The sequence below is a fragment of the Pantoea ananatis LMG 2665 genome, from assembly GCF_000710035.2.
Lineage (GTDB): Bacteria > Pseudomonadota > Gammaproteobacteria > Enterobacterales > Enterobacteriaceae > Pantoea > Pantoea ananatis.
This window is the reverse complement of record NZ_JMJJ01000005.1, coordinates 627,525-653,920: the sequence shown is the minus strand read 5'-3', so window position 1 is coordinate 653,920 and position 26,396 is coordinate 627,525. Positions and strand designations below refer to the sequence as shown.

Genomic DNA, 26,396 nt, shown 5'->3' with positions numbered 1-26,396 from the left:
AGTCATCAAGGTACGTACCCCGTTATATACAGCATTGAAAGATGTAGTAAGTAAAAGCTTGTCCAAAAGCATTGGCAGCTCTTCTAATTCATTAAATCCCTTTCGAACAAGTACTTCGCGAAACAAAACAAAATTAGAGTAGGTACTTTTGTCTTCAGTCAAATTATTTTGTGAACGCTTATCATGTGAAAATTTTGTCGTGTAAATGAAATTTGTGAAGTAAGGATCCTTAAACGTTGCATATTTATCTAGAACATTTTGAAGGAGACTATTGAGTTGGGATTGCTCTTTCTTTTTCCCGAACAGGTCTTTTATAACTCCTTTTGACTGATATTGGAATTCTGGATAAAAAGAAGGATTAATAGGTATCATTTCTTCCGAGGTTATGGGGATGTGTGTTTTTGTACCCCATGATTTTGTCGCCGTTGGAACTCCGCCAGAGCACCATGGGCAAATAATTTCAAAAGATGTCTTACTACATGAATAACATTGATAAATCATAAAGGGTTGTCCATATTGTTCGTGAAAACCGTGAGTTAACTGAGTCTTTTTATTAAGTGAGACACGAGAATAATATTCTTGTGTCTCAACACTATATGCATTTAGCGGCGCTTAGAGTGCAAGCCACAAAATTAGTATCACATGATATAGTACATTGGTTCTTTAAAAACGATTTTATTATCACTTTCCATTTTTTGAATAACGGTTGTGATAATTCCTTTTAAAGTACCACTTGTAGCTTTGAAGCCCATGGCCCTTGATACAGAATTGACCAACTCGTCCTGGGTAGCACCGAAGCTTTTATTGATAATCTCAATGATTCCTGCCTCCATTTCCTTATTAGATATGTTTTCCGACTTTCTTAATCCTGCTGATTTAACATTCGTTCTGTCTCTCAATGTGATTGAAAGACTATCATTGTATAAAAAGTCATCTTCCAGGCAAAATGAGGAATTTGAGGTTGTAATTTTTATCGCATCTTTAACAATGGCTTCAATACGGGCCCCTGCACGTTGTAGACCCCATGCTGACCTGACACGTGTAATCACTTCATTCACATGTATTGGGGCTTCCACAAGAACAATTTGCTCAACTATCTTGGCGAGCACGCCAACTGGGGTTTCATGAATCTGGAATCTTGTGTCAACAACAGGAACCGCCTCAACATATGTCACAGCTTCGTTAAAACTGCCTTCAATCGTCTCAAGACCAATCTCTGTGACGGTCTCTCTTTCTACTGTCACTATCTCGACAGGTACAGCTCTTGACCGGGATAGAGAAGTTTCCGAACGATTTTCGAGCTCTTTCTTAGCTGCCTGAATAGCAGAGAGAGTTTTCTGTAGTTGCTCTTCGGGGCGTTGGAACCAATCGGTGCTCCAAATCCTGTGAATGATCCAACCATGGTCCTCAAGCACTGCCTGACGTAGGCGATCTCGTTCTCTTGAAGAACGGCAAGAGTGGTACGTCATACCATCGCATTCAATCCCGATAAGGTAGCGACCCGGCATATCAGGGTCGGCAATGGCTAAATCAATAAAGAAACCCGCAATGCCAACTTGGGGATGGACCTGGAAGCCTTCTTTTTGCAGAGCATTTGCAACCTGTTCTTCGAACACACTGTCCATTGAACGGCCACTTTGTTCTGCAACTGACAAGCGTCCAGTTCTTGCATATTGCAGGAAAAGTTTAAAAGCGAAAATACCTCTACCCTTAGCCCTTTCAAGATCGATATCTTCGTCAGTGATTGAGGCATAAACTTCGCAACGCCTTTTAGCTCGACTGATAAGAACGTTCAGGCGTCTTTCACCACCCTCTGCTCCAAGAGGACCAAATCTCATTGCCATGTAGTTTTGTGGATTTCGGGCATATCCAACAGAAAGGATAATGACGTCGCGTTCGTCACCCTGAATGTTTTCAAGGTTTTTAACAAAAAAAGGTTCGCTTGGGTGCGCATAGAAAAAATCCTCGAACTCAGGGTTCAGCCTGCGAAGCACTTCAAGCTCGTCCTGAATACGCTTTCTCTGAGTAACAGAAAAGGTAGCCACACCTAGAGATAAATGAGGGTGGCTTCTTGCATGTTCGAGAATTGCTGTTGCTACGCGCTTTGCTTCATTTGCATTGCTTCCAGATTCGAATACGCCATCTTCAACTTTATGGAAACGCAGGCCCATACCTGCTTCTTGTGTATAGGGGCTGGGAACTATAAAAAGCTTGTTTTCATAAAACTGACTATTCGACACAGCAATCAATGACTGGTGACGACTTCTGTAATGCCAGCGAAGCATTTTTTGAGGCAACCCTCTGGCAACAAAAAGTCCCAGTATGCTCTCAATGTCTGCCACTTGTGCTGACTCGTCATCATCCTGCTCATCTGCGGAACCTGTCATTTTGGCGAAGAAAGAAGTTGGAGGTAACTGACGTTCGTCTCCGACAACAACTATCTGCTTACTTCGTGCAATAGCTCCTAATGCATCTACAGGTTGGATCTGACTGGCTTCATCCATTACCAGTAAATCAAACGACTGCTTACCTGGCACTAAAAACTGGGCAACTGACAGAGGACTCATCATCATAACTGGCTTTAATGCCTGAATAGCTGCTCCAGCTTTTGTCATGAGCTGTCGAATCGCCATATGACCGCGTTTGCGTGCCATCTCACCCCGCAGTACACCTATAGGGCCTACGCCAACTTTAGAGGGAATTGCTTTGTGGTGAGCTCTTACGACTTCAAAACTCGAAGCTTTAATTCTTCGCAGATCCATCTCAGCGAAGCTTGCTACTCTTCTTGAATGCAAATCACCATCAAAACGAGCCAGTTCTGGCTCATCTTCGACCATTAAAGACAGAATTGAGTCGAAATAAGTTCTGTCAAAAGTACCTAGTAAACGTTCGGAGGAAAGAACTCCACTACTCAAATCGGAGATTAATGGATAAATACCAAATGTTTTCGCCAGCTCTACACGGTTTTGCCAGGCAACCCATTTTGAAAGTTGTTCAGAATTATCTATCCAAAGAGTAATCTTGTCATAGACTAGATTAAAGGGTATTTCATGAACATTTTCATTTTTGAAAATTGATCCATAGGAAGATTTAAGAGAAGTAATCACTGATGTGAGTTTGGCAAACTGCGCTTGAATAGACTCACTCAAACTTCTTGATTTATGAACTAGACCCTGTTTGTCATCTATTTTAGACGCTAAAATTCTTAAGTCATCATTTGATTCAATCCAAGAATGAGATTGAAGTAACAGATCCCAGTCACTGTTTTCTTTCAACCATAATGGAGACATGGTTGACTGAGCTAAATTATCGAAATTATGAATGATATTCATTTTTTGCTGGGCGTTTGATAACAAACTCAACAATTCAATACGATCGGAAACAGAGGATTCATTTTTGACGAAAACATCTTTATACGCGGAGTCCATAGTGCTTAGCACGTCAGACTTTACAAAGAGTGATTCCAGTGGAATGCTTTTAACGGAATAATAGTTATCAAAATACTCTTCTGGCGTGGCTCCCAATGAATCCCAAAGAATACGGCTTTCATCTAAAACTTCATGGGTGAGTTTTTTAAGCTGATTCACTTGATATGCTAAGGCGTCTTTGTTGGAGAGGCGACTTGCAATTATTCGGGCTTCAGAGTTGATACCACGTAAGGTTCGCATCCATTCGACAAGTGATTTCAGCAATTCACTATCGCTATTCTCACCTCGCCAGTCTGAACCAAATGCAGACTGTCCGAACTCATTCAAATCAATGATGGATTTTCTCAATTTCTGAGCTTTTATCAACAGATCGAGGTACTCAACCTGCTGAGGGATCGTCAAACCTTTATCATTTATCAATGAAAGGGTAAGATTTTTCGACTTTCGCCATTCGCTATTAAGGAATTTAAAAGCGCCAGTGTTGTTTTCAAGGCTATTTCGTGTGCTTTCTACATCTGTTTCCCACGCCTTTTCAACAAAGATGAGATTGATTTTTTGTTTATAAATACTAATTTGTTTAATGTCTGCAACCAGACTTGCCGCTTTTTCAATACCACCTTCCCAGACAGTGGCGATGAATGCTTCTGGACTTACATTTGGAGCTTGAGTAATACTTTCTCCCAACTCAATAAGACTTTCAATCTCATTTAAATTAGAGAATCCTATTTTTGAACCCAACTCCTGTTGTAATCTTGAAGACTCTTTTAAGATCTTAGGTGTAAGTTTCTTCAGTTTATACGCAGCAGTAAAAGCATTTATATTAATATCTTTGGGTAGCTTTCGATAGCCTTCTGAAAGGCTGGCGACCTCGGTGTTGAATTTGTCTGCATGCAATTCTTTTTCAAGCTTGCTGTAGAGCTCTTTAAATGAGAATCCAGTTTCAATTAACGTCTTTGTCTCATCTTTAGAAGTGGCCCATAATGGCGAACTTAATGATTCAGGTGATAAATTAGGCGCTGAGTTAATTAATTCAGCTATTAGAATGAATTCCTGTAACTCTTTTAATGAGCCTATATGATAGGCTTCATGGGTAAGTTTGGAAAGATTGATAGACTCTTCAATAGAATCTGAAAGTTCAGACTTCAGGTTCGTTAATGAGGCAGTGAGTCTTTCAACTTCACTAGGAAGTATCTCAGTTCTATCGATACCATTCCATGGGTGCGAATCAGGAATGCCAATATCAATTATCCTTTCAATTAATTCATCAATAAGTGCATGTCTTTTGGATAAATCGTCGTTACTCCAAGATTCATACCCGCTAAGCTTATAATCGTTAGGATCAAAACCTGATTGTCTGAGACGTACCAGTTGCGCCATAACCTTATATGGTGTTAACCCAGATGGCATGTACGTTTTATGAATTCTTGCGGGGTGATTGTTGAGGATATCTCTGCTTTCTGTGAGATTATTGACTAATGTATCTGGAAATTCTCCCCGAGGTGAACCAAGTTCCCAGACTCGCTTCAGTTCTTCAAGGAATGCTCTTTTGTTGGTTTTGTTGCTATGTAACTCCAAACAAGCATCTCCGACACCCGCCTGATCAAGTCTGCGCTTGACTACTTCAAGGGCCGCCATTTTTTCAGCTACAAACAATACTTTTTTACCGTCTGCGACAGCTGAAGCTATGATGTTTGCGATTGTCTGAGATTTACCAGTTCCTGGAGGACCCTGAATAACCAAGCTTTTACCATTACGTACTTCGTGAATGGCAAGAGTCTGTGAGCTATCACTGTCCAAAATATGAAGCATTTCTCTGGGGGGAATGACTGAGTCAATTACAATGTCGTCAGAGATTAACTCACCACCAGAGAAGCCTGTTTCTAAAAGACACTTTATTGATTCCTGATCTGTAATCTTTGAATCTGAAGGCCAGTTATCAGGATCTAAATCTGTATACATCATAAATTTAGCATAGGAAAACAGACCTAGATTGACTTCATTTTCTAATACTTCCCAACCTTCTTTCAATGATATAGCTTGTTTTATCTCTGCGAAATAATTCGTTAAAGAAAAATCCTCATCGATACTCAGGGGAGGTAGGGTGATTTGGTGAACACGGCTGAGGAATGTTTCAAGTGACAGGTTGCTAATGATGTCCTCATCCCTGACTTTAATTTTAAAGCGTTCTCCTGCTTTTGCTCGCATTAATTCAACTGGTAGTAATAAAATAGGGGCGTGGCGTATGTTTGCTTTATTATTAGGATCTATCCATTTAAGCGATCCTAGAGACAGAAACAGGATGTTTACGCCTTGTTCTTCTTCAAGGGTTTTTGAGTCATAATATAAATCTAATAGCTTTTTTTGTAATGTCTTTGGCGTGAGCTTGGTCTGGAGTTTTGTATCATTATGGTTGGTTTCGGAATCATCTAAGAAAATAATATCTTCGGACTCTGAGTCTGTCTCACTATTCTCGTTGTTTTCATCTGTCTTTTTATCTTCGCGACCATGAAGAAAAGTAAACGGCTTGCCCTCTTCAAAAAGCATCTTGAACAAAATGTCAGATCTTTCATTAACTACTTCCAAAAATTTTGTAGTCTTTGATTTTGGTATGTTAAGTAAACGATTTCTAGCTGTTAGATCGAGTAACTCTGCTCGCGACTTTTCAAGTTTCTGGCTGAGTGACAGATTTGAGTTTTTGTAAAGTGAGCCTTCAATTTCGTCCATTACGCATAACCTTTGAATTGAGGATTTTACCTTGCTTATCAGTGCATTATCACTTTATAGCTAAGTAACTAAAATTTTTCTATACATATTAGAGTGTTTTGATATGAAAATTAAGAATTTTCTAATTAATATTGTTTTGTATTTTTTAACACATAAAAATCATGCACTTAAAAAATTCCGTACAAGTTGTAGCTAAGGTTAAAGGAGTTTGACATAAGTAAGATTGATGCTTTGATGCTTTAAAGGTCAGGAAATAGGTAGCCAAGTTGGTGGTAACTTATATCCACACAGCATAACGTTGTGAAAAAGATCAGGTTGGGCTTAGAAATTTTTATGCCTAATGTAGGTATAGATGCATTATTAGGTAATTTATTGAATGCTTTAAGTGGCTACCAAGAACTAGTTTCCAGATATAACTAAAGTTAACCTGCACAAGTATCTAATTTTATTGCAGAATTTTGTGAGGTGATTTTAAATCCTGTCAGTAGTTCTTGAAGCGAGTTACGTATGACTCCAGTAATGTTTATTCACTACTCAGATTATGTGTCTAAACCCGGCTGGATTCGAGTGTAACCCTCCACTCCAGCCAAGCAATACGACACTCAGATAGTATCTCGGTCAGAACGAGATTTAGCATTAGTTGTATCTATGTTCATCTTGCTATGAACTCTTAAAAATTAGACCTTGATCAAATCCCTATCAGTTTGTCAAAAGATTTCTTGATACAGCCAACTATTGATCATATTTTGAACGGAAGGATTCCCTTTCAAACATTCACAGGAGAATTTCTATGGCACTTAAGCCTGGTCCGAAACGAATTGCTGATTCAACAGGACAACCTGATCAGCGTCAACGTGATAACAAAAAAACTCCGGGAAATAACCCAAAGGTAAAACCTAGTAAAAATTCCAAACCTTAGTAATTTCTAACTAGTAACAATTAAAAGCCTTGCGGGGCTTTTTTTGTTTAAAGTACAATAAAAATTTAGATGATTATGTGGGTTTTTTAATTAAGGCCTAAATTATTATTTATCGATGAAATTTATGTTCTTTTGTTAGGTTGATTTTTTTCGTTCAGGAGTGAGTTATGCCTATTAATAGGTAAATGTAGTGGTTCGAAAGAAATCGTTAAAATCAATTTTTTATCGCATTGAATCCAGTTATCTTAGTGGCATTAATAAAAATGCTCTTCCTGAAAATTATTTTGGTAATATTCATGGAGACCTTCCCCAGTATATGAGTATCCCGATTTTATTTTTTAGCTGAGGTGGCTGCACACAACTTTCACGTTTGGTCGTCAGTTAAGCCATAAAGCTTGCATTTCAAATTTCACAAGTAGAGGTGGTTGCTTATTGACCTTTTGATAACCATATAAATAATATTTCATATCGATTTTGGTTTTTTAAATAAAAAAATTATCGTTAATTTTTAGATGCAAGGCTTAAAATAAGTGAAAACTATTAAAGCAATTCAGGTTTATAAAAGTGATGATGAGTTACAAAACCTTCTAAATGCTTGGATTAATGCCATCATACGTTATACCTCAACTAATGAGTATGATAACCCATGGTGGTATAATGAAAGGGCTTCGCTAAGTGTTTTAGCTGGAGCCTCATGGACGCTGAAAAATTGGCTCGCTTTGGAAGAGTTTTCTACGATGAAGCGTTACCGCACTCTTGTACCTGGGGTTGATAGCGGGTCTCTGCGCCATGGTCGTTGTGATTTGTTTGTTCAGTCCCCAAACAGTAGTTTTGCAATTGAAGCAAAGCAAACTGTGCAGTCTATTGGGTCTCGTTCCGATGGCAATACTTATATTGCTCGTGCGATGCGAAGGGCTTGGGAGGATTCTGGAGACTTGAGTAAAAAGGAAGCGTATCGTCGATTTGCTGTAACATTTATTGTTCCCTATATACCAGTAAATGAAGTTCTTAACGAAGAGGTTGGTGGTACTGAGGTATGTCCTGTAAAAGTAGAGAAAGCTGTCAACGATTGGTTAAGCAGCCATCATATTTTTTCTGGGAACCCTATGAAAAATGCTAACTATGCTTATGTTTTCCCTAAATTAGGTAATAAGAATTATTCGCTTAATAGGAAGCACTATCCTGGTATAATTGTTTTTTTTGAAGAACGATTCCGTGCACATCGCCAAAAAAATTCAAACGATCAGTAATTCTTCTGAGTCTTTATCTTGCATGATATAAGATGCTTTTGTTTTAACACTAATATATAAAATATTAGTATTTTTAACAATACACTGAATTTTAGCTGTTTGGTATTAAATATGTTTTATGGAGTGTTATTTCAATAAAACACATAAAGTGATAATGAAATATGATGCTAATCAGAATGTTCGAATAATTAGGGTTATGCCCATTTTAACCCAAGTGATTTTAGAAATTAATACATAGCTTTTTAGAAAGGTTTTATGGCGTTAGCGTTCTCACCCTACAGGCTTCCAGATAGTCAGCCCACCATTGCAACATGAGTTTCGCTCTTCTAAACATTCTGGTTTATGGATGTAAGTTTCCCAAACGCTATTTCGCTCTTGATGGCTTATTTGTCTCTCTACGGCGTCTCTTAACTTCAACAGATTCAATTTTTAACTTGCCGTATTCTGCTGCTGTCCTTTCTATAGAACTCATGCCGCGAGCTGTAAACTCTCACCCGAATCCTATTGTGATTATGTTTACATGACAGCTTTTCATGCAAATAGATTAGTTGGACATAATTAATAGAATAGATGCATTTGAGGCTTTTATATCACCGCTATTCTATCCGAATCGGTTTAGTTTAAACATCTCTAATGAAAATAGTAATAAAGTGGTGGAATAAATAAATCCTGGTTTTATTAATAAGGTGGTGTTTAGAGGGTTAATAGAGTTGCCAAGGTAATGAAGCGTAAATACTAAATAAACAGCAAGCGCTGCAGAGCCTAAAATAGGGCCTATGTCGGCGGGATCATTTGATTGAAGAGTCTCATTAAATTTATTGATTAACTTTTCAATTGCAAGAAATATTAAACACGCGATTACCATTCCAGCAAGTAATTTTGATATATTCGTTATCGAAGGTTCTTGTAATGCTGTTGTTTTCTGAAAAATTGAGCATGTCGATAGCCCTCCAAAAATGTAGAGTAATGGGCGTGTACTAAATTTTTCCAAAATTTTTATAAAAGTATCCATGATATTTTTCTTCCTAAACTCGATTTTAGCTAATAAATTTCAGAATTAATTATTTCTTGAATCTTCAAAAAGAGCTGTGACGCTTAGGCACCCGCTTGCCGCTAAATCAACATGCTTTCCCCACCAAGCCATCATTTCTCTTCGTTGATCAAGATACTGAGAACGGTTATATGCTCTCCTGACCTCATTGGTATCAATGTGAGCCAGTGCTGCTTCAATGACGTCAGGTTGAAAGCCTTTCTCGTTGAGAACCGTTGAAGCAATCGATCTCATACCATGCGCTACAAGCATATCTTTGAAGCCCATACGCTTCAGCGCCATGTTTGCCGTCTGACTGTTCATTGGTTCCAGGGGATTACGGTAACCGGGAAAAACGTGTGGTCTGTGCTGGCTAATTGGCTTCATAACTTCTAGCACAGCAAGTGCCTGCTCAGACAGCGGTACAATATGCACACGTTTCATTTTCATGCGACCAGCAGGAATGCGCCATTCCTTCGTCTCGAAGTTGATCTCATCCCAGCGTGTCATCGCCGCTTCTGCCGGTCGTGTCATTGTAAGGAGCTGCCATTCGATAAGACAGCGCGTCTGTCTGCCAATACTCGCAAATGCGAGATTCTTCATAAGCAGAGGTAGCTGTTCAGGTAAGAGGGCAGGGCGGTGTTTTACTTTTGGCTTATGGAATGTCTTACCGATTTTTGCCGCTGGGTTTGACGTGACTAAGCCAGAGTTCAAAGCGTAATCCATAACCTCGTTAATACGCTGACTCAACCTTTTAACAGTTTCGAGTCTGCCTGCTGCATGAGTTGGGCTAAGAGAGCCAATGAATTGTTGGGCTGTAATGCTGGAAATGGGCATAGAGCCAATATGTGGGAACACATATTTACTCATTGAGCGCCAGATATCGTTAAGCGTATGGGTTGTTAATCCTGCTGCCTCTTTGGTCTTAAACCACTCAGCTGCAACTTTTTCAAACGTACTTTCACTCACATTCTTCTGACGAAGTTGCTCTGCCTTTTTGTGCTCTTGAGGGTCGACGTCTTTGCTGAGAAGAGCGCGGGCTGATTCACGATTTTGGCGAGCTTCAGAAAGCGAAACGGAAGGGTATGAACCAAAGCTGATCATGGCCCGTTTACGAGTGAAGGGTTTGTAATAACGAAACCGCCAGAGTTTTGAGCCTCCGGGAGTTACCTGCAGTTCCAGACCATCCCCGTCATAAAGAACCAATGCTCGTCCAGCAGCTTTGGCGTTCTTCACTTCGGTATTGTTTAAGGGCTTGGTCTGTCTTGCCATGAGCAGTCTCCATTCTGTTCCTCGGAAGGCTTAGGCATATCAAAAGGCAGTCTTAAAAACGTATGCCCATGGGTATGCCTAAATCAGGTGGATTCCACTGTATCAATCAGGATTTCACTAGACAACAGAAAAACAGCAGATTTCAACAACCTACTGTTTAAACTGTTTTTTATGGTTCTCTCTGGACTTCACCAGACAAAACGTTGGGATAATTTGGTCGGCACGAGAGGATTTGAACCTCCGACCCCTGACACCCCATGACAGTGCGCTACCAGGCTGCGCTACGTGCCGAACTTTGGAAAGCTAGTCTACTGATTCTCTGCACGAATGCAAGCGATCAGGCAACTAACTGCCTCATTATTAATCAGTTAGCGATAAAACGTTTCTCTTCTGTGAGCACCTGCAACAAGAGCGCGAGTTCCGGTTTGTGATCTTTCAGTACATTTCCACTGGCGTCGTAAGCACGGTAGCTGCCGTTATTGTTCAGCACCAACGTGATTTTAGGCGTGGTAATGACCAGCTTATTATCTTCGCTACTGGTGACCCAGTCATGACGACGCTGAGCAGCAAACAGATCTTCGCCTTGAGCATAGTTGACCGGATTAGTGCGCACATGCAGCAGGCGCTGCATCAGGGTCACCATCACGTCCTGATGATCGGAAAGCCGAGTCACCGTCTGCGCGGGCGTGTCCGGCCAGTGAATAACCAGTGGCACCTGCAAGGTCTGGCGATTGCCTTCGTTGTCCGGATTGCCATCCAGCGCCACACCATGCTGAGCGGTAATGACCACCACGGTGTTTTTCAGTAAGTCACGTTGTTGCAGTGTGGTAAGGATGGCCTGAATCTGTTCATTGAGGGCAGGAGCCTGCCGCATATAGCTTCGCTGACGTGCTTTGTCGTTATCACCGCTTACCGTTGGGCCGTTCAGCGCCACCCAGGAGAACCAGGGCGTACCATCGCCTTTTTGGGCACTCAGCCAGCTTTGCCATTGTGAAACGGTGCTGGCATTGGGCTGCTCCTCGCTGGGGGGCAGAGAGTAGTCGGACAGCAGCGCCTGACGATACAGCGGCTGACTAAAACCCTCTGACGAGAACAGGCCAAACTGATAGCCCTGGGTGCTCAGTGCAGTAAGCAGGGCAGACGGCGTCCGCTGTGCCAGAACACCGTTCATATAACTCGGGGAGATGCCGTAGAACAGGCCAAACAGGCCTTTTTCTGCGTTGTCCCCGGCGCTGAAATGCTGGGTAAAGCGCACGTTCTGGCTGGCAAACTGGTTCAACGCCGGCAGGGCGTTATCGGCACTGGCATTGTTCAGACCATCCACCGTAATGACCAACAGGTTATCGCGTGAGCCTTTGTCCGCAAAGGTGATATCGCTGAGCGGATACTGCACTGCCGCAGCCTCAGGATCGCCTTGCTGCACCAGACGGCGCTGATATTCCTGCGCATCCAGCAAGCCGTGACGCTCAAGAAAGCGACGGGCGGTCATCGGATAAGAAAGGGGCAGATTCGCACGTTGCATCGTGATCGGGCGATAAAAATTAGCGTCCGCCCAGATATACATCAAATGACTGGCAAAAAAGGCGCTGATAAAAAGGGCGGCCAGCGGCTTACCAAACGAACGGCGGTTTAGGCTACGCAGCTTCTGCCAGCTCCAGGTGGCAAACAGAATCTCCACCAGAAAAATGAGCGGCACGCCGATAAACATCAGCTGCCAGTCGCGCGCCATCTCACTTTGATCGGGGTTAATCACCAGTTCCCACACCACCGGATTAAGGTGTAAATGGAAACGGTTAAAGACGGCGCTGTCGACCATCAGCAGTGTCAAACCGGCGGTCGCGACCACCGTCGAAATCACCCGCATCAGACGTTGCGACATCACCACAAACGTCAGCGGGAAGATAATCAGCAGATAAACGGCAAATACAATAAAGCTGAAGTGACCAATCCAGCTGCTGTACGCATAAATGCGCCCAGCCAGTGAAGCAGGCCAGTCGGCAACCAACAGATAGCGGCTACCCAGAATGAGCGCGAAAAAGATATTGAACAGGGCAAACCAGTGTCCCCAGCTAATCATCTGGGAGACTTTTTCGCGGTAGCGCTGTCGGTTGGTTACCATAGTTTGACGTCAGATTAGCGAATTAATGGGCGCTGTCGTCTACCGACGCCTGCAGGGCATCAGCAAAAGAACGGGCCAGAGAGCGGCGTTGCGCGGGAGCAACATCGCTGTTGATCAGATTGGTTACCATGTTCCCCAGTACCATCAGGGAAAGGTCGGTTGGCGCCTGGTCTTTTTGCAAAACCTGCGCCATTTCCGCGAGGAGTTGTTCAACGCGTTGGTCGCTGTAACGGGATGATTGTGGCATAGCGAAAACTTATCTCGTCTCAAAAGGCGATATAGTACCGGAACAGCGCACTTTTTTCCGCAAATTTATCGAAAGCGCGGTGTTCGGGTTGTGCATGGAGTTGAAAGCTGCTGCTGGCGGTGTTTGAATACGCGCCTGTGCTATTAGGAGAGTTTACCATGAGTCTGGATATCGACCAGATTGCCTTGCACCAGTTAATCAAACGTGATGAAAATCAGTTAGAGCTGGTGCTTCGTGATTCGTTACTGCCGGCCACCAATACCGTCGAGGCGATGGTGGAAGAGCTGCACCGTGTATACAGTGCAAAAAGTAAAGCTTACGGGCTGTTTAATGCTGAAAGCGAACTGGCAGATGCACTGCGCAACTGCCGCAAGGGTAACGATGATTTTCTCGCTTTTAGCCGGGCTGCTACCGGACGCCTGCGTGATGAACTGGCAAAATATCCTTTCGCCGAAGGCGGCGTAGTGCTGTTTATCCAGTACCGCTATCTGGCGGTAGAATACTTGCTGGTGGCGGTGTTAAACAGCCAGTCGAGTATGCGCGTCAACGAACAGATGGATATCAGCAGTACCCACTATCTGGATATCAATCACGCCGATATTGTGGCACGAATCGATCTTACCGAGTGGGAAACCAGCCCTGAATCGACGCGCTACCTCACCTTCCTGCGTGGACGGGTAGGGCGAAAAGTTTCTGATTTCTTCATGGATTTTCTGGGGGCGGAAGTCGGACTGGATGCCAAGGCGCAGAACCGGGGGCTGTTACAGGCGGTAGATGACTATTGTGACGAGTCGAATCTGGATAAGAATGAACGACAAAACTACCGTCAGCAGGTTTACAGCTACTGTAATGAACAGCTTCAGGCTGGGGAAGAGATCGCGCTGAAAGCGTTATCAGGTGAGCTGCCGCCACTGGGTGAAAAGACGTTTGAAGCCTTTACTCAGGAGCAGGGCTATGACCTGGAAGAGCATTTCCCGGCAGATCGCAGTACGTTACGTCAGTTAACCAAGTTTGCCGGTAGCGGTGGGGGGCTGACCCTGAACTTCGATGCCCTGTTGCTTGGCGAGCGCATTTTCTGGGATCCGGTCACCGATACGCTGACCATCAAAGGAACACCGCCTAACCTGCGTGAGCAGCTGCAACGCCGCACCAGCAGTAAATAAGCATCTGCCCGATCCGGCGTTCTGGCGGATAACAGGCAAAATAAAAGGGCCGGTTTCGCAACCGGCCCTTCTACTTTCAACGCATTCGGCGATTAAGCGCGAACGAAGTCGATGTGGTGCAGTTTTGGCTTGAACGGATGACGCTGAACAGCCTGCACTTTAACTTTGGTTTCTTTACCGTCAACCACCAGAGTCAGCACTTCTTCGTAGAAGCCTGGCTTGGTTTGCAGGTTCATCACCTGGTCGTGGTCGAGGTCGATAGCAACAGCGGCTTCTGAACCACCATAAATGATGGCCGGGAAGCGGTTTGCTGCGCGCAGGCGGCGGCTCGCACCCTTACCCTGCTCTTTACGTTCTACTGCATTGATAGTGAACATTAATACGTCTCTTTATGATTTCTGCTACAGGCGACCCAGTAACAGAAGGGTTATTCAACACCGCTTATGCACATGCAAAAGCGGGCGGCATTATAGCGGTAATCCCCTACAGGGGCAAACGCTAATAAGGCTTAGCGCAGTTCGTTAGCGCGGCGAAAGCGCCCCTGGTAGTCAAACAGCTTTTCGCGAATCTGCCAGAACTGGCCTTTGGCACGGGCCACCACAAAATCGGGATGGCGCAGAAGAGGCTGCAGGGCCAGCACATCGGCGGCGGTTTGCCAGCCCAGCGGCACGCCGGGCGCGCGCTGATGCGGGCGCATAAACAGGTGCTCAAACGCCTTGCGCTGTGCGGGCGTTTGCAGACGAAACCGCTCACTGACGCTGGTGCCGTCTTCATCGAAATAGGTGGCTTTCAACCATTCGCCTTTGTCGTCGCGGCCCTGTTCCAGCGTCATGCCGCCGCAGCGCAGAACGCGCGCATCTTTCAGCTTCAGCGCGGCTTTAAGCATATCGTCAGGATCGACCAGAATCTTGTCGCATTCGCGGCAGCGGCGCGCGGCGATGTCGTTTTCCGCGTTGCACGCCGGGCAGTTCTTAAACCGAAAGCGGTAGTCACACTGCTCGCGCCCGCCGTCGTCGTCTTCCAGTACGCCCTGACAACGTCGGCCAAAGTGCTCAATCACCATGCCATCGCTCGTGGCCTTGCCCCAGAAGGTATTGGCGAAGCCGCAGGCCGGGCAAAATACCTGCACGGGCTGATTGTCACTTTTCCCTTTCGGTGCGCCCACTTCAGGCGTAAACAGATCGTGAGGATTACCGGCATAGTCCAGAATCAGGCAGTCTTTTTTGCCGGGCGACAGGCGCAGACCGCGCCCGACAATCTGTTGATACAGGCTGACTGACTCGGTAGGGCGCAGGATCGCGATCAGATCCACATGCGGCGCATCGAAGCCGGTGGTTAGCACCGCAACGTTGACCAGAAACTTAAGCTGCTGGGCTTTAAACGCCGCGATTAGCGCATCCCGATCTTTCGCGTGAGTTTCTGCCGACACCAGCGCGCTGTTTTCAGGCAGCAGGCCCAAAATTTCGCGCGCGTGTTCGACGGTGGCGGCAAAAATCATCACGCCGTGGCGATCCTCGGCAAATTCCACAATCTGCTGGATAATATGGGGCGTCACCCGCTGCTGCTGTTTGAGTTCCCGATTCAGGTCGGCTTCGTTGAACAGACCATTTGCCTGAGCGGTGAGGCGGCTGAAATCATACTGAACCACCGGCATATCCAGCCGTTCCGGCGGCACCAGAAACTGATGCTTGATCATATAGCGCAGGGGCAGTTCATAGATGCAGTCGCGAAACAGGGCCTGCTCGTCGCCCCGAACCATACCGTGATAATGAAAACGGTAGATCCAGCCTTTGCCCAGGCGAAACGGTGTTGCGGTCAGGCCGAGCAGACGCAACTGAGGATTATGCTGGCGCAGGTGATTGAAAATTTGCTGATACTGGCTCGCTTTGTCATCACCAATGCGGTGGCACTCATCAACAATCACCAGCGAAAAGGCGCGGTCAAACAGGCTGAGATTACGTGCAACAGACTGGACGCTACCGAACACGACTTTCCGCTGGCTTTCTTTGCGCTGCAATCCTGCCGCAAAGATGTCAGCCTCAAGTCCGTAAGCCTGATACTTGCTGTGATTTTGCGCCACCAGCTCTTTAACGTGCGCCAGCACCAGCACCCGACCTCGAGCCAGGCGCGCCAGCTCGGCGATCACCAGGCTTTTTCCGGCCCCGGTGGGCAGAACGATCACGGCAGGTTCAGGATGACGACGGAAGTGGGCGAGGGTGGCATCGACCGCTTCCTGTTGATAAGGGCGTAAGGTAAAAGACATGCTGTTCACTTTTGTAAAACCTGCCGCAATTATGCCACGAATCCACAATAAACGCGCTGTCAGCGAGGCGCAGATCAGGCTATACTTCCCCTACTTTTTCAACGGTTAAAAATGCCGTTTTAGTTTCCCTCCGCAGTAACAGGCAAAACGAATTCATGCGACTCGACAAATTCATCTCTCAGCAACTGGAAATCAGCCGTGCCATCGCCGCACGTGAAATCCGTGGTCAACGTGTTACCGTTAACGGTGATGTGGTGCGCGACACCGCTTTCAAACTCCAGCCCGATCATGAGGTTGAGTATGACGGCAATGTATTGCAGATGCAGACCGGGCCGCGCTACTTTATGCTGAACAAACCTCAGGGCTATGTCTGCTCAACGGACGATCCCGATCATCCCACCATCGTCTATTTCATTGAAGAACCGATGGCGTTTAAGCTGCATGCCGCGGGCCGGCTGGATATTGATACCACCGGTTTAGTCCTGCTGACGGACGACGGTCAGTGGTCACATCGCATTACCTCACCGCGCCACCATTGTGAGAAAACTTATCGGGTAACGCTGGAAGCGCCGGTGAGCGATGACACGGCCGCACAGTTCAGCGCCGGGGTGCAGCTGCATAATGAAAAAAGCCTGACTAAACCCGCTCAGCTTGAGGTCATCACCCCCACGGAAGTGCTGCTGACCTTGAGCGAAGGCCGCTATCACCAGGTCAAACGCATGTTTGCAGCCGTGGGTAACCGGGTCGTTGGCCTGCACCGCGAGCGCATTGGTGAGATTGTGCTGGACGAGGCGCTGGAACCGGGTGAATACCGCCCGTTAACGGAAGAAGAGATAGCCAGCATTGGCTTACCGGATGAACTTAAACAAAAATAGCGAGAAACCTGGTGCGTAAGGAAAAGAATTCGCCAATGGGGCTGGTCGTCATCCTCGGCCTGTTAGCGATGTTGATGCCGTTGTCGATAGATATGTATCTGCCTGCAATGCCACAAATTGCGCGCCAGTTTGCCGTGTCCGCCGGTAGCGTTCAGATGACGCTCAATCTTTATATCCTGGGTTTTGCCATCGGTCAGTTGATCTACGGTCCGCTCGCCGACAGCTATGGCCGCAAGCCGGTGATTACGCTCGGCACCCTGATATTTGCCTGCGCAGCGGCAGCCTGCGCACTTTCGCAGTCGATTGAACAACTGATTGCGATGCGTTTTTTACACGGTCTGGCGGCAGCGGCGGCCAGCGTCGTGATCAATGCGTTGATGCGTGACAGTTACTCGAAAGAAGACTTCTCACGCATGATGTCGTTCGTCATGTTGATTACCACCATCGCACCGCTGCTGGCGCCCATCATCGGCGGCTGGCTGCTGTTAGTCTGGAGCTGGCACGCCATTTTCTGGACGCTGTCGATAGCGGCGGTTATCACCACTGTGCTGGTGGCAACCCAGATTCGCGAAACCCTTAAACCTGAGCAGCGACAGCGCTTTCACCTGCGCACCACGCTAGGTAACTTCGTTATCCTGTTTCGCCACAAGCGCGCGTTCAGCTATATGTTATCGAGCGGATTCTCGTTTGCGGGGCTGTTTACCTTTCTCAACGCTGGCCCCTTTGTTTACATCGAACTGAATCACATTTCACCGCAGAGTTTTGGCTACTACTTCGGTCTGAATATTGTGTTTTTGTTCATCATGACGCTGATTAACAGCCGGGCAGTGCGCCGTTTTGGCCCCGTGGTCCTGTTTCGCTTCGGATTGTTGGTGCAGTTTGCTATGGGCATCTGGCTGTTGATCGTCAGCGCTTTCGATCTGGGGTTCCTGCCGCTGGTATTAGGCATTGCAATGTTCATCGGCTGCGTGTCGATGGTGTCGTCAAATGCTATGGCGGTATCCTTGATGAGTTTCCGCATATGGCCGGTACGGCCTCTTCTCTGGCGGGCACCTTGCGTTTTGGCGTGGGTGCGCTGGCGGGGGCGCTGCTCTCCCTGTTCAGCTTCAACAGTGCCTGGCCCATGGTGGGAACCATTGCACTGTGCGCGACAATCTCCGTTTCGTTATTTCTCTACGCCTCACGTCCGCGTACCGTCGCCCGCTAAGCGGGCGTCTGCCATCCTCTTTTTCCGCTTAGTCAAAAATGTTTCTTATTTGTGAAAAAAAATAGCAAATAAAGTAATCGTATTGGGACTAAAATGATTGTTAGTTATCATTAAACGCGGTACATATAGCCCAAAGTGAGATTTAACTCGCAAATTTGCTCTACCGGGCGATTGCGGATCGGCGCGTTAAGCAGACTTTACCCACTCTGCAGGCTGACACCATTGGTTGTGAATTGCGCTTCATTCTCTGGAGATAGGGATCACTATGTTGCAACTTTCGGTTGTGCATCGCCTGCCGCAGCGGTTTCGCTGGATTAGCGATCGTCATGCCGTGATTGAAACCGACGATGCGGGCTCAGAAGAGCATGACGTTATTGCGCTCCGGCTGATAAGCCATGATGGTGTTCCGGCATGGGAGATTCTGCGGGAACTGAAAGACATGCTGGCCGCCATTCAGGTTGACGGCAAAATCGCTGAGTGCGAAGGGCAGCCCTGCCTTTTTATCCGCCGTTGTGATGAGAGCGCCACGAACTGCTGCCTGAAAAATCAAGGCGTGGCGATTGCGGAAACCTTCATCGGTCACTGAGCGAAACGGAGCCGAGCAGCTCGCGGGTATAAGCCTGTGCAGGTGTGGCAAAGAGTGTCTCACAGTCGCCTTGTTCAACGACCTCGCCCTGACGCAGTACGATGAGCTGATGGCAGAGCGATCGCACCACTTCCAAATCGTGACTGATAAACAGATAACTCAGCTGACGCTGCTGCTGTAATCCCCGTAGCAGCGTCAGAATCTGTTTTTGTACGGAGCGGTCGAGTGAGGAGGTTGGCTCATCCAGTATCAGCAGCTCCGGTTCAAGAATAAGGGCGCGCGCAATAGCGATTCGCTGACGCTGACCGCCGGAAAACGCAGCTGGATAGCGATGGCGGCTTTCCGCGTCCAGCCCGACCTCGGTCATGACCGCTTTGACCCGTTCGTCCTGTTGTGCGGCACTCAGGTGTGGATAATGCACGGCCAGACCTTCGGCAACGATCTGCTGAACCGTCATTCGGGGGTTCAGCGCAGAATTAGGATCCTGAAAAACGACCTGAATGCGTCGACGCAGCGGCAACAGCGCTTTTCTCGACAGCTGATGCAGCGGCTGATTGTCAAACCAGACCTCCCCCTGAGCGGCAATAAGACGCAACAACGCCATACCGGTGGTGCTTTTACCTGAGCCTGACTCGCCTACTAATCCCAGACTTTCGCCTCGTTTCAGGCTAAAGCTAAGATTCTCTACTGCAATTTTTTCGCCTGTTTTACGTTTAAACAGGCCCTGACGCAGGGGAAAACTGACGCGCAGGTTGTCCACCTTAAGAATAACCGGCGTATCCGCAGGGAGCGGCACTGCACGACCTTCCGGATCGGCTGCCAGCAGCTGCTTCGTGTAGGCGTGCTGAGGCTGTGTTAGCAGGCGCTGGCCGGCGTTATGCTCAACCACCCGACCAGAGCGCATCACGCTGACGCTGTCTGCCAGTTGGCGAACAATCTTCAGGTTATGGGTAATAAACAGCATGCCCATATTCAGTTCCTGTTGCAGTTCGCGCAGCAGGCCAAGGATCTGCGCCTGAACGGTGACATCAAGCGCGGTGGTCGGTTCATCGGCAATCAGCAGCCTCGGCTGGGTCAGCAGGGCCATCGCGATCATCACACGCTGGCGCTCGCCCCCGGAGAGCTGATGTGGAAAAGCGTTCAGGCGGGAGGCCGGCTGGCGAATACCCACGCGATCGAGGCAGCGCAGGATTTCCGCTCGCGCGGGCTCGCGTCGCATGCCGCGATGTAGAGAAAGCACTTCATATAGCTGCTTTTCAATACTGTGCAAAGGGTTGAGTGACACCATGGGTTCCTGAAAAATCATCGCCATCTGATTACCCCGCAGGCCGCGGAGTCGCTGCGCCGACGCCTTGAGCAGGTCTTCGCCTGCCAGCAGAATTTCGCCCTGAGGATAGGCGACGGCGGACGCGTGCAGCAGCCGCATGATCGACAGGGCGGTAACGCTTTTTCCGGAACCGGATTCGCCCACCAGGGCTAGGGTTTCTCCTGCCTCTATATGCAGCGAGACATCGTCCACCACCTGATACAGCTGTTTGCCCTGACGAAAGGCGATGGAGAGATGGTTAACAGCAAGCAGCGGGGTGCTCATTCAGACTCCTTTACTGGGATCAAAGGCGTCGCGCACGGCTTCGCCAATGAAAATGAGCAGCGACAGCAGAATCGCCAGCGTAAAAAAGCCCGATAAACCCAGCCAGGGGGCCTGCAGGTTATTTTTCCCCTGCAGCAGCAGCTCTCCCAGAGAGGGAGAGCCGATGGGCAGACCAAATCCGAGAAAATCCAGCGAGGTTAAGGTGGTGATAGAGCCACACAGGATAAAAGGCAGAAAGGTCAGGGTTGCCACCATGGCGTTGGGCAGGATATGACGCAGCATAATACGTCCGTCACTGACGCCCAGCGCCTGCGCGGCCCGAATATAGTCAAAGTTACGGGTACGCAGAAACTCGGCACGTACGACGCTGACCAAACTCATCCAGCCAAACAGCACGGTAACCAGCAGCAGCCACCAGAAGCTGGGCTGAATCACGCTGGAAAGCAAGATCAGCAAAAACAGCGAGGGCATCCCGGACCAGACCTCAATCAGGCGTTGACCTATCAGGTCCACCTTGCCGCCAAAGTAGCCTTGTATGGCACCGATGACGATCCCAATCACGCTGGAAAACAGCGTCAGCAGCACCCCAAACAGGAGTGAAATGCGCAGACCATATAACAGACGCGCCATAACATCGCCGCCGTTGGCATCCGTGCCCAGCCAGTTCTGCCGGGAGGGCGGCGAAGGGAAGGGCACCTGAGAAGCGAAATTAATACTGTTGGCACCGAAACGGATGGGTGCCCAAAGCGCCCAGCCGTGATTTTCAATGCGCTGTTGCAACCAGGGATCCTGATAATCCGCTGCCGTGGCAAACGGGCCACCATAATCGCTTTCGCTATAGTTAAAAAACAGCGGAGCGTACCAGCGCTGCTGATAATGCACCAGCAGCGGTTTATCATTGGCAATGAATTCCGCGCACAGGGAAAGCATAAAGACAGACAGAAAAATCCACAGCGACCAGTAGCCACGGCGGTGATGACGAAAGCGCTGCCAGCGCTGCTGATTCAGGGGAGAAAGACGCATCACCGGCCCTCAAAATCAATACGGGGATCCACCAGGGTATAGGTCAAATCACTGAGGATATTCATCAGCAAACCTATCAGGGTGAAAATATACAGGGTGCCAAACATCACGGGATAATCGCGCTGGATCGTCGCATCAAAACCCAGCAGGCCCAGGCCATTAAGAGAGAACATCACCTCAATCAATACCGAACTGGTAAAAAACATGCTGATAAAGGTGGCGGGAAAGCTGGCGATCACCAGCAGCATCGCGTTGCGAAACACATGATGGTAAAGAATGCGCCGCTCTGAGAGGCCTTTAGCCCGGGCGGTGACCACATACTGTTTGCGAATCTCATCCAGAAATGCATTTTTGGTCAGCATAGTTAAGGTAGCAAAACCGCCAATCACCGTCGCCAGTACCGGTAGCGCAATGTGCCAGAGATAATCGGTTACCCTGGCGTACCAGGGCAGCGAATCAAACTGTGGAGACGTCAGACCGCGCAGGGGAAACCAGTCAAAATAGCTGCCGCCGGCAAACAGAACAATCAACATAATGCCAAACAGAAACGCCGGAATGGAGTAGCCAATAATGATGAAGGTGCTGCTCCAGACATCAAAGGTACTGCCGTTACGCACCGCCTTTCTAATGCCCAGCGGGATGGAGACCAGGTAGATAATTAAGGTACTCCACAGGCCAAGGCTGACAGAGACGGGCAGGCTCTGTTTGATTAACTGCAATACGGAAGCACTGCGAAACAGGCTGTCGCCAAAGTCAAAGCGCAGATAGTTCCACAGCATGGTGAGATAGCGCTCCCCGATAGGTTTATCGAAGCCGTAACGTCGCTCAATTTCTGCGATGACCTCCGGGTCCAGGCCGCGCGCGCCGCGGTATTGATTATCCCCTGGCGTGACGCGATGCAGGCTGGCCTGGGTGCCACCGCCTTCACCGCTGCCCGCACCAGGCAGCCCGCTGGTCTGGCCAAACTGGATATTCGCCAGCGCCTGATCGACCGGGCCGCCTGGCGCAATTTGTACAATAAAAAAGTTGAGCGTAATGATGGCCCACAAGGTAGGAATAATCAGTAACAGTCTACGTAAAAAGTAACTTGCCAACCTGCCTCTCCTCAGCGTTTGTCGGCCGGCAGTCGCCCGGCTTTATTCACGTCATACCACCAGTTATCCAGACCTGTGCTGTAGGCAGGTTTAACCGCAGGATGGGAAAATTTGTCCCAAAAGGCAAGTCGCTGCTCGGCGTTGTACCACATCGGGATCATATACGCATTCCACAGTAAAATACGGTCCAGCGCCCGGCCCAACGGCAGCAAGGCGTCCGCATCGTCCTGATGGGCGATGATCTGTTTCACAACGCTATCGACAACGGGGTCCTTGACCCTGGCCGTGTTCCAGGAGGACTGAATATAGTCCGATTGCCAGTTGGCCTGCAGACTGCGTGAGGGGGTTGGCATCGCATGATAAATATTACTGACCATATCATAGTCACCGCTGCGCAGGCGGCGCAGGTACTGCGAGCTGTCAATTTGGCGTAGCGTTAACGTGATACCCAGCCGCGCCAGATTATGTTGATAAGGAAGCGCCCATTCACTGTTTGCGCCTGCGGGCAGCAGCAGCTCTGCGCTAAAGGGCTGCCCGGTTTTATCATTAATCAGGCGCTGATTCCTGATGTGCCAGCCCGCCTTATTCAGCAGGGACATTGCCTTGAGCAGGTTGGTGCGATCGTAGCCGCTGCCGTCAGTTTGTGGCGGCACATAGGTTTCACTGAAGACTTCAGGCGGTAACTGTGCTGCGAACGGCGTCAGAATGCGCAGCTGCGCGGCATCGGGCAGGCCCCGTGCGGCATAGTGGGTATTCTGAAAATAGCTGTCTGTGCGCTTAAAAGCCTGATAGAAAAGCGTTTTATTCATCCATTCAAAATCGAAAGCCAGCGCCATCGCCTGCCGGACCCGACGATCGCTAAACAGGGCTTTTTCATTATTCAGCGCCAGCCAGCGCGTATCAATTGAGGCGGTATTCGGTGTGGTTTCTTTCACGATCTGTCGATCGTCGAAATGACGCCCCAGATACTGCGTGGCCCATTTCTTTGCCGACGTCTCTTCCCGCAGATCAAAGGCCCCGGCTTTGAATGCCTCAAATGCCACGTTGTCGTCCAGGTAATAGTCGTAACGCATTACATCAAAATTGAACCGGCCACGGTTAACCGGCAAATCCGCCGCCCAGTAATCGTTTACGCGACTGAATTCAATAAACTGGCCCAGCTTCCACTTACTGATGCGATAAGGCCCACTCGACAAGGGGGGCTGGCTGAGCGGCTCGTTAAATTTTCTCGTCTGCCAAAAGGTTTGGGAGATCACCGGTAGCGTCAGCAATCCCAGCATCAGGTCTTTATCCGGGGCCGGTAACCTAATACGCACGGTCTGGCGGTTGAGGGCGGTGACCGTGACGCCGCGATAAAATATCCGAAACTGCGGAACCCCTTCAGTCATAAACTTTTGGAAGGTAAAGGCCACATCCTCCGCCGTAATGGGTGAACCATCCTGGAACCGGGCGCGGGGATTAAGGGTAACGTCCATCCAGCTGAAATCCACGGGATGACGAGCAGATTCCGCAATGAGGGGGTAATAACTGCTGGTTTCATCGTCCGACGTCGTGAATAAGCTGTCATACAGGGGCCCGGTACCGGCACCGGGATTGCCACGTGAGGCATAGCGGTTGAAATTGTCGTAAGTGCCAATGACGGACAAGACGATCTTGCCGCCCTTGGGCGCGGCAGGATTCACATAGTCGTAGTGACTGAAGTCTTGCGCATACTTTGGCGTTCCAACCTGAGCAAACGCGTAGCTGGTCTGAACCGGGGAAGCGTGCAGCGGAAGGGTAAGCAAGCTACACAGCAGCAGAAGGGCGAAGCGGAGCTGCATAAGGGATGTTCTCTCCTGTGAGTGTCTTGCACCGCAGCGATAATCTACGGCAATTAAAGCATGGGTTACCTGTTTTGACGCTGAAAATAGTCTTTGATCTGCTCCGGGCGTAACGGACGGCTATAAAAATAGCCCTGTAAATAGGTGACGCCGCGGTCGATCAACCAACTGGCCTGTTCGTCGGTTTCAACGCCCTCGGCCACGCTCATCAGATTGAGCCGTTTAGCCAGTTGTAACACCGTATCCAGCACCGGCGAAGTGATCGTTTCCGTTCCGATACTTTGCACAAATCCACGATCGATTTTCAGGTAATCAAAATGGTACTTCTCAAGATAGATTAATGCACTGTGCCCGGTCCCAAAATCATCAACCGCGATTTTAATGCCTCGCTGTTGTAGCCAGTGAAACAGTTCGGCCGCATTCGCGTTCTCGACGACTGCGCGCTCGGTAATTTCAAAAACATACAGAAAATGATCGTGAGGCATATTGTCCTGCCAGTACAGGACATCGTCACGAAAACTGCAGGCGCTGAGATGCAGAGGGGAAATATTTACGCTGATGCAGGTTCCTTTGGGCAGGCTATCACGGAGTTGATGTGCATCGCGGGCGACCAGTTCAAACAGGTGTCGGGTCAGGGGGACGATTTGGCGTTGTGCTTCAGCATAGCTGATAAAAATATCGGGTGGGACCGTTTCACCCGAAGGATGTGTCCAGCGTAGCAGTGCCTCCATACTATAAGATTTGCCATCCTGGGCCGAAACTAAAGGCTGATACTCGACATGAAATTCCCCTCGTCGGATACCCAGGGTGATCTCTTTGCCTGGCCGCTGAAAGCGGGTCAGCAAAAACCAAAAGGCACAACTGGCGATTAATGAAATCAGCAGGCTGCTCAGCATGATGGTCTGATAGTCACTTGCTGACAGCGTTGAACCGTAGAAAGCAAACTGGAAAGGAAGGCCTTCCAGGGGCGTTTGCATTAGCGGCGGCGGGAGTTGACGATTTCGTACCAGCGTTGGCTGCCAACTGGTCATGGCAGTTTTATGGGCGAGTAAGGCAATCCCGGTGATTTCGGGGTAAGAAGACGCTTTTAGCTGATACGTTGCCAGGCTCAGATTCAATGTCGTAAAAATGCCGGACTGAAGGGTGCCGGGCTGCTTAATCCAGATGGCCAGCACCGGCTTTGTCGGCTGCATCGGCGTACCCGGCAACAACCGAATGTCCCTGTCACGTGTGCTATCCGTTCGGGCTGAGAGCGCGCTGAGCGGCTGAAAAAAGCTTCCGGTTGCGGAAGAGCAAAACGCGTTGCCGTCTTTAACTAAAATAATGGCGCGTATGTCGCCGGCAAACGCGGCTCGCGCGGTTAACTCATGATTACCGATATAGCATTCTGACTGAACGAACGGAAGCAGGGGGGAAAGCGTGTCCGAAATAAGCGTCTGGACGCTACGTTGAAAGTCGTTACTACTGTCGATGAGCAACTGTTTATGTTGGCTTTCCCGACGATGTTGGGTTTCGATGAGCAAAACAGAGGTTAACAACAAAAAAAACAGACTGCCAATAATCGCGCTATTCCACGCGATTTGACGAGGATAAGTTGCCTGGCGTATCAGCGCCCGCGACAATGGCATGAAGTGCTTCCCCTGATCAAAATATAAAACTTACTGGTGCGCAATCGCCCGAATATTTGCGTCTGAGAATATAACGAGTCTGTTAATAATGTCTCGTTATTATTTTGATAAACAAGTATTTTTAGGGGGATTCGAGGGATTAAAAAAAAACGCTGCC

Annotated in this window: 17 protein-coding genes, 1 tRNA gene and 3 pseudogenes; 6 read left to right on the top strand and 15 right to left on the bottom strand. The window is 48.1% G+C overall.

Going from position 1 to position 26,396, the window contains the following annotated elements:
- Positions 1–18: 18 nt before the first annotated feature.
- Positions 19–501 (bottom strand): annotated as a pseudogene (locus EL29_RS10930) (restriction endonuclease); the annotation flags it as partial.
- 137 nt (positions 502–638) lie between these two features.
- Complete coding sequence (locus EL29_RS10925) at positions 639–6,152, bottom strand: DUF3320 domain-containing protein (protein WP_028715367.1); 5,514 nt, start codon at positions 6,150–6,152, stop codon at positions 639–641.
- A 790-nt stretch (positions 6,153–6,942) separates the two neighbouring features.
- Between EL29_RS10925 and EL29_RS23325 the strand changes: the two genes are divergently transcribed.
- Positions 6,943–7,071, top strand: a complete 129-nt coding sequence (locus tag EL29_RS23325) for a hypothetical protein (RefSeq protein WP_004170286.1) — start codon at positions 6,943–6,945, stop codon at positions 7,069–7,071.
- Between the two features lie 530 nt (positions 7,072–7,601).
- Positions 7,602–8,321 (top strand): hypothetical protein, encoded by a 720-nt coding sequence (locus EL29_RS10920; RefSeq protein WP_200870529.1) that lies wholly within the window; start codon positions 7,602–7,604, stop codon positions 8,319–8,321.
- Between the two features lie 253 nt (positions 8,322–8,574).
- On the opposite strand, the pseudogene EL29_RS23105 reads toward EL29_RS10920, so the two are convergent.
- The 6 genes and pseudogenes from EL29_RS23105 to EL29_RS10895 form a co-directional block, all read right to left on the bottom strand.
- A pseudogene (locus tag EL29_RS23105) lies at positions 8,575–8,729 on the bottom strand (integrase); the annotation flags it as partial.
- A gap of 193 nt (positions 8,730–8,922) precedes the next feature.
- The gene (locus tag EL29_RS10915) at positions 8,923–9,333 is read right to left on the bottom strand and encodes a hypothetical protein (RefSeq protein WP_028715366.1); all 411 of its coding nucleotides are present in this window, start codon (positions 9,331–9,333) and stop codon (positions 8,923–8,925) included.
- Positions 9,334–9,378: 45 nt separating this feature from the next.
- Positions 9,379–10,623 (bottom strand): integrase domain-containing protein, encoded by a 1,245-nt coding sequence (locus EL29_RS10910; protein WP_029571437.1) that lies wholly within the window; start codon positions 10,621–10,623, stop codon positions 9,379–9,381.
- Between the two features lie 214 nt (positions 10,624–10,837).
- A tRNA-Pro gene (locus tag EL29_RS10905) sits at positions 10,838–10,914 on the bottom strand.
- Positions 10,915–10,987: 73 nt separating this feature from the next.
- On the bottom strand, positions 10,988–12,742 hold the full coding sequence (yejM, locus tag EL29_RS10900; protein ID WP_028715364.1) for an LPS biosynthesis-modulating metalloenzyme YejM: 1,755 nt from the start codon (positions 12,740–12,742) through the stop codon (positions 10,988–10,990).
- A 22-nt stretch (positions 12,743–12,764) separates the two neighbouring features.
- The gene (locus EL29_RS10895; protein WP_013026459.1) at positions 12,765–12,989 is read right to left on the bottom strand and encodes a YejL family protein; all 225 of its coding nucleotides are present in this window, start codon (positions 12,987–12,989) and stop codon (positions 12,765–12,767) included.
- A 158-nt stretch (positions 12,990–13,147) separates the two neighbouring features.
- On the opposite strand from EL29_RS10895, the gene yejK reads away from it, so the two are divergent.
- A complete protein-coding gene (gene yejK, locus EL29_RS10890) occupies positions 13,148–14,152 on the top strand; it encodes a nucleoid-associated protein YejK (protein WP_014594136.1) in 1,005 nt (334 codons plus the stop codon).
- Positions 14,153–14,244: 92 nt separating this feature from the next.
- Here yejK and rplY read toward each other — a convergent pair whose 3' ends face one another.
- Both rplY and radD read right to left on the bottom strand, forming a co-directional pair.
- Positions 14,245–14,529 carry a 50S ribosomal protein L25 gene (rplY, locus tag EL29_RS10885; RefSeq protein ID WP_013026457.1) on the bottom strand — a complete coding sequence of 95 codons (285 nt, stop codon included), beginning with the start codon at positions 14,527–14,529 and terminating at the stop codon, positions 14,245–14,247.
- 131 nt (positions 14,530–14,660) lie between these two features.
- On the bottom strand, positions 14,661–16,415 hold the full coding sequence (gene radD / locus EL29_RS10880) for a DNA repair helicase RadD (RefSeq protein WP_028715363.1): 1,755 nt from the start codon (positions 16,413–16,415) through the stop codon (positions 14,661–14,663).
- A 155-nt stretch (positions 16,416–16,570) separates the two neighbouring features.
- On the opposite strand from radD, the gene rsuA reads away from it, so the two are divergent.
- The 3 genes and pseudogenes from rsuA (at position 16,571) to EL29_RS10865 (ending at position 19,083) form a co-directional block, all read left to right on the top strand.
- A complete protein-coding gene (gene rsuA / locus EL29_RS10875) occupies positions 16,571–17,290 on the top strand; it encodes a 16S rRNA pseudouridine(516) synthase RsuA (RefSeq protein WP_013026455.1) in 720 nt (239 codons plus the stop codon).
- 11 nt (positions 17,291–17,301) lie between these two features.
- Positions 17,302–18,497: pseudogene (locus EL29_RS10870) on the top strand (Bcr/CflA family multidrug efflux MFS transporter).
- A 265-nt stretch (positions 18,498–18,762) separates the two neighbouring features.
- On the top strand, positions 18,763–19,083 hold the full coding sequence (locus EL29_RS10865) for a YejG family protein (RefSeq protein ID WP_013026453.1): 321 nt from the start codon (positions 18,763–18,765) through the stop codon (positions 19,081–19,083).
- On the opposite strand, the gene yejF is transcribed toward EL29_RS10865, so the two are convergent.
- The 5 genes from yejF to EL29_RS10840 form a co-directional block, all read right to left on the bottom strand.
- The gene (gene yejF / locus EL29_RS10860; protein WP_028715362.1) at positions 19,070–20,674 is read right to left on the bottom strand and encodes a microcin C ABC transporter ATP-binding protein YejF; all 1,605 of its coding nucleotides are present in this window, start codon (positions 20,672–20,674) and stop codon (positions 19,070–19,072) included. The genes EL29_RS10865 and yejF overlap by 14 nt on opposite strands.
- Entirely contained in the window at positions 20,675–21,697 is a 1,023-nt protein-coding gene (locus EL29_RS10855; RefSeq protein WP_014605409.1) for an ABC transporter permease, read from the bottom strand. It abuts the gene before it with no gap.
- A complete protein-coding gene (locus EL29_RS10850; RefSeq protein WP_015699894.1) occupies positions 21,697–22,791 on the bottom strand; it encodes a microcin C ABC transporter permease YejB in 1,095 nt (364 codons plus the stop codon). The genes EL29_RS10855 and EL29_RS10850 overlap by 1 nt, the downstream gene beginning before the upstream one ends.
- 11 nt (positions 22,792–22,802) lie before the next feature.
- Complete coding sequence (locus EL29_RS10845; RefSeq protein ID WP_028715361.1) at positions 22,803–24,611, bottom strand: extracellular solute-binding protein; 1,809 nt, start codon at positions 24,609–24,611, stop codon at positions 22,803–22,805.
- Positions 24,612–24,676: 65 nt separating this feature from the next.
- Entirely contained in the window at positions 24,677–26,239 is a 1,563-nt protein-coding gene (locus EL29_RS10840; RefSeq protein ID WP_028715360.1) for a cyclic di-GMP phosphodiesterase, read from the bottom strand.
- Positions 26,240–26,396 lie beyond the last annotated feature (157 nt).

Excerpts from the sequence above, each read along its gene's own strand:
- EL29_RS10925 (WP_028715367.1), bottom strand. The coding sequence starts at position 6,152 with ATGGACGAAATTGAAGGCTCACTTTACAAAAACTCAAATCTGTCACTC.
- EL29_RS23325 (WP_004170286.1), top strand. The coding sequence starts at position 6,943 with ATGGCACTTAAGCCTGGTCCGAAACGAATTGCTGATTCAACAGGACAA.
- EL29_RS10915 (WP_028715366.1), bottom strand. The coding sequence starts at position 9,333 with ATGGATACTTTTATAAAAATTTTGGAAAAATTTAGTACACGCCCATTA.
- EL29_RS10910 (WP_029571437.1), bottom strand. The coding sequence starts at position 10,623 with ATGGCAAGACAGACCAAGCCCTTAAACAATACCGAAGTGAAGAACGCC.
- yejM (WP_028715364.1), bottom strand. The coding sequence starts at position 12,742 with ATGGTAACCAACCGACAGCGCTACCGCGAAAAAGTCTCCCAGATGATT.
- EL29_RS10895 (WP_013026459.1), bottom strand. The coding sequence starts at position 12,989 with ATGCCACAATCATCCCGTTACAGCGACCAACGCGTTGAACAACTCCTC.
- yejK (WP_014594136.1), top strand. The coding sequence starts at position 13,148 with ATGAGTCTGGATATCGACCAGATTGCCTTGCACCAGTTAATCAAACGT.
- rplY (WP_013026457.1), bottom strand. The coding sequence starts at position 14,529 with ATGTTCACTATCAATGCAGTAGAACGTAAAGAGCAGGGTAAGGGTGCG.
- radD (WP_028715363.1), bottom strand. The coding sequence starts at position 16,415 with ATGTCTTTTACCTTACGCCCTTATCAACAGGAAGCGGTCGATGCCACC.
- rsuA (WP_013026455.1), top strand. The coding sequence starts at position 16,571 with ATGCGACTCGACAAATTCATCTCTCAGCAACTGGAAATCAGCCGTGCC.
- EL29_RS10865 (WP_013026453.1), top strand. The coding sequence starts at position 18,763 with ATGTTGCAACTTTCGGTTGTGCATCGCCTGCCGCAGCGGTTTCGCTGG.
- yejF (WP_028715362.1), bottom strand. The coding sequence starts at position 20,674 with ATGAGCACCCCGCTGCTTGCTGTTAACCATCTCTCCATCGCCTTTCGT.
- EL29_RS10855 (WP_014605409.1), bottom strand. The coding sequence starts at position 21,697 with ATGCGTCTTTCTCCCCTGAATCAGCAGCGCTGGCAGCGCTTTCGTCAT.
- EL29_RS10845 (WP_028715361.1), bottom strand. The coding sequence starts at position 24,611 with ATGCAGCTCCGCTTCGCCCTTCTGCTGCTGTGTAGCTTGCTTACCCTT.
- EL29_RS10840 (WP_028715360.1), bottom strand. The coding sequence starts at position 26,239 with ATGCCATTGTCGCGGGCGCTGATACGCCAGGCAACTTATCCTCGTCAA.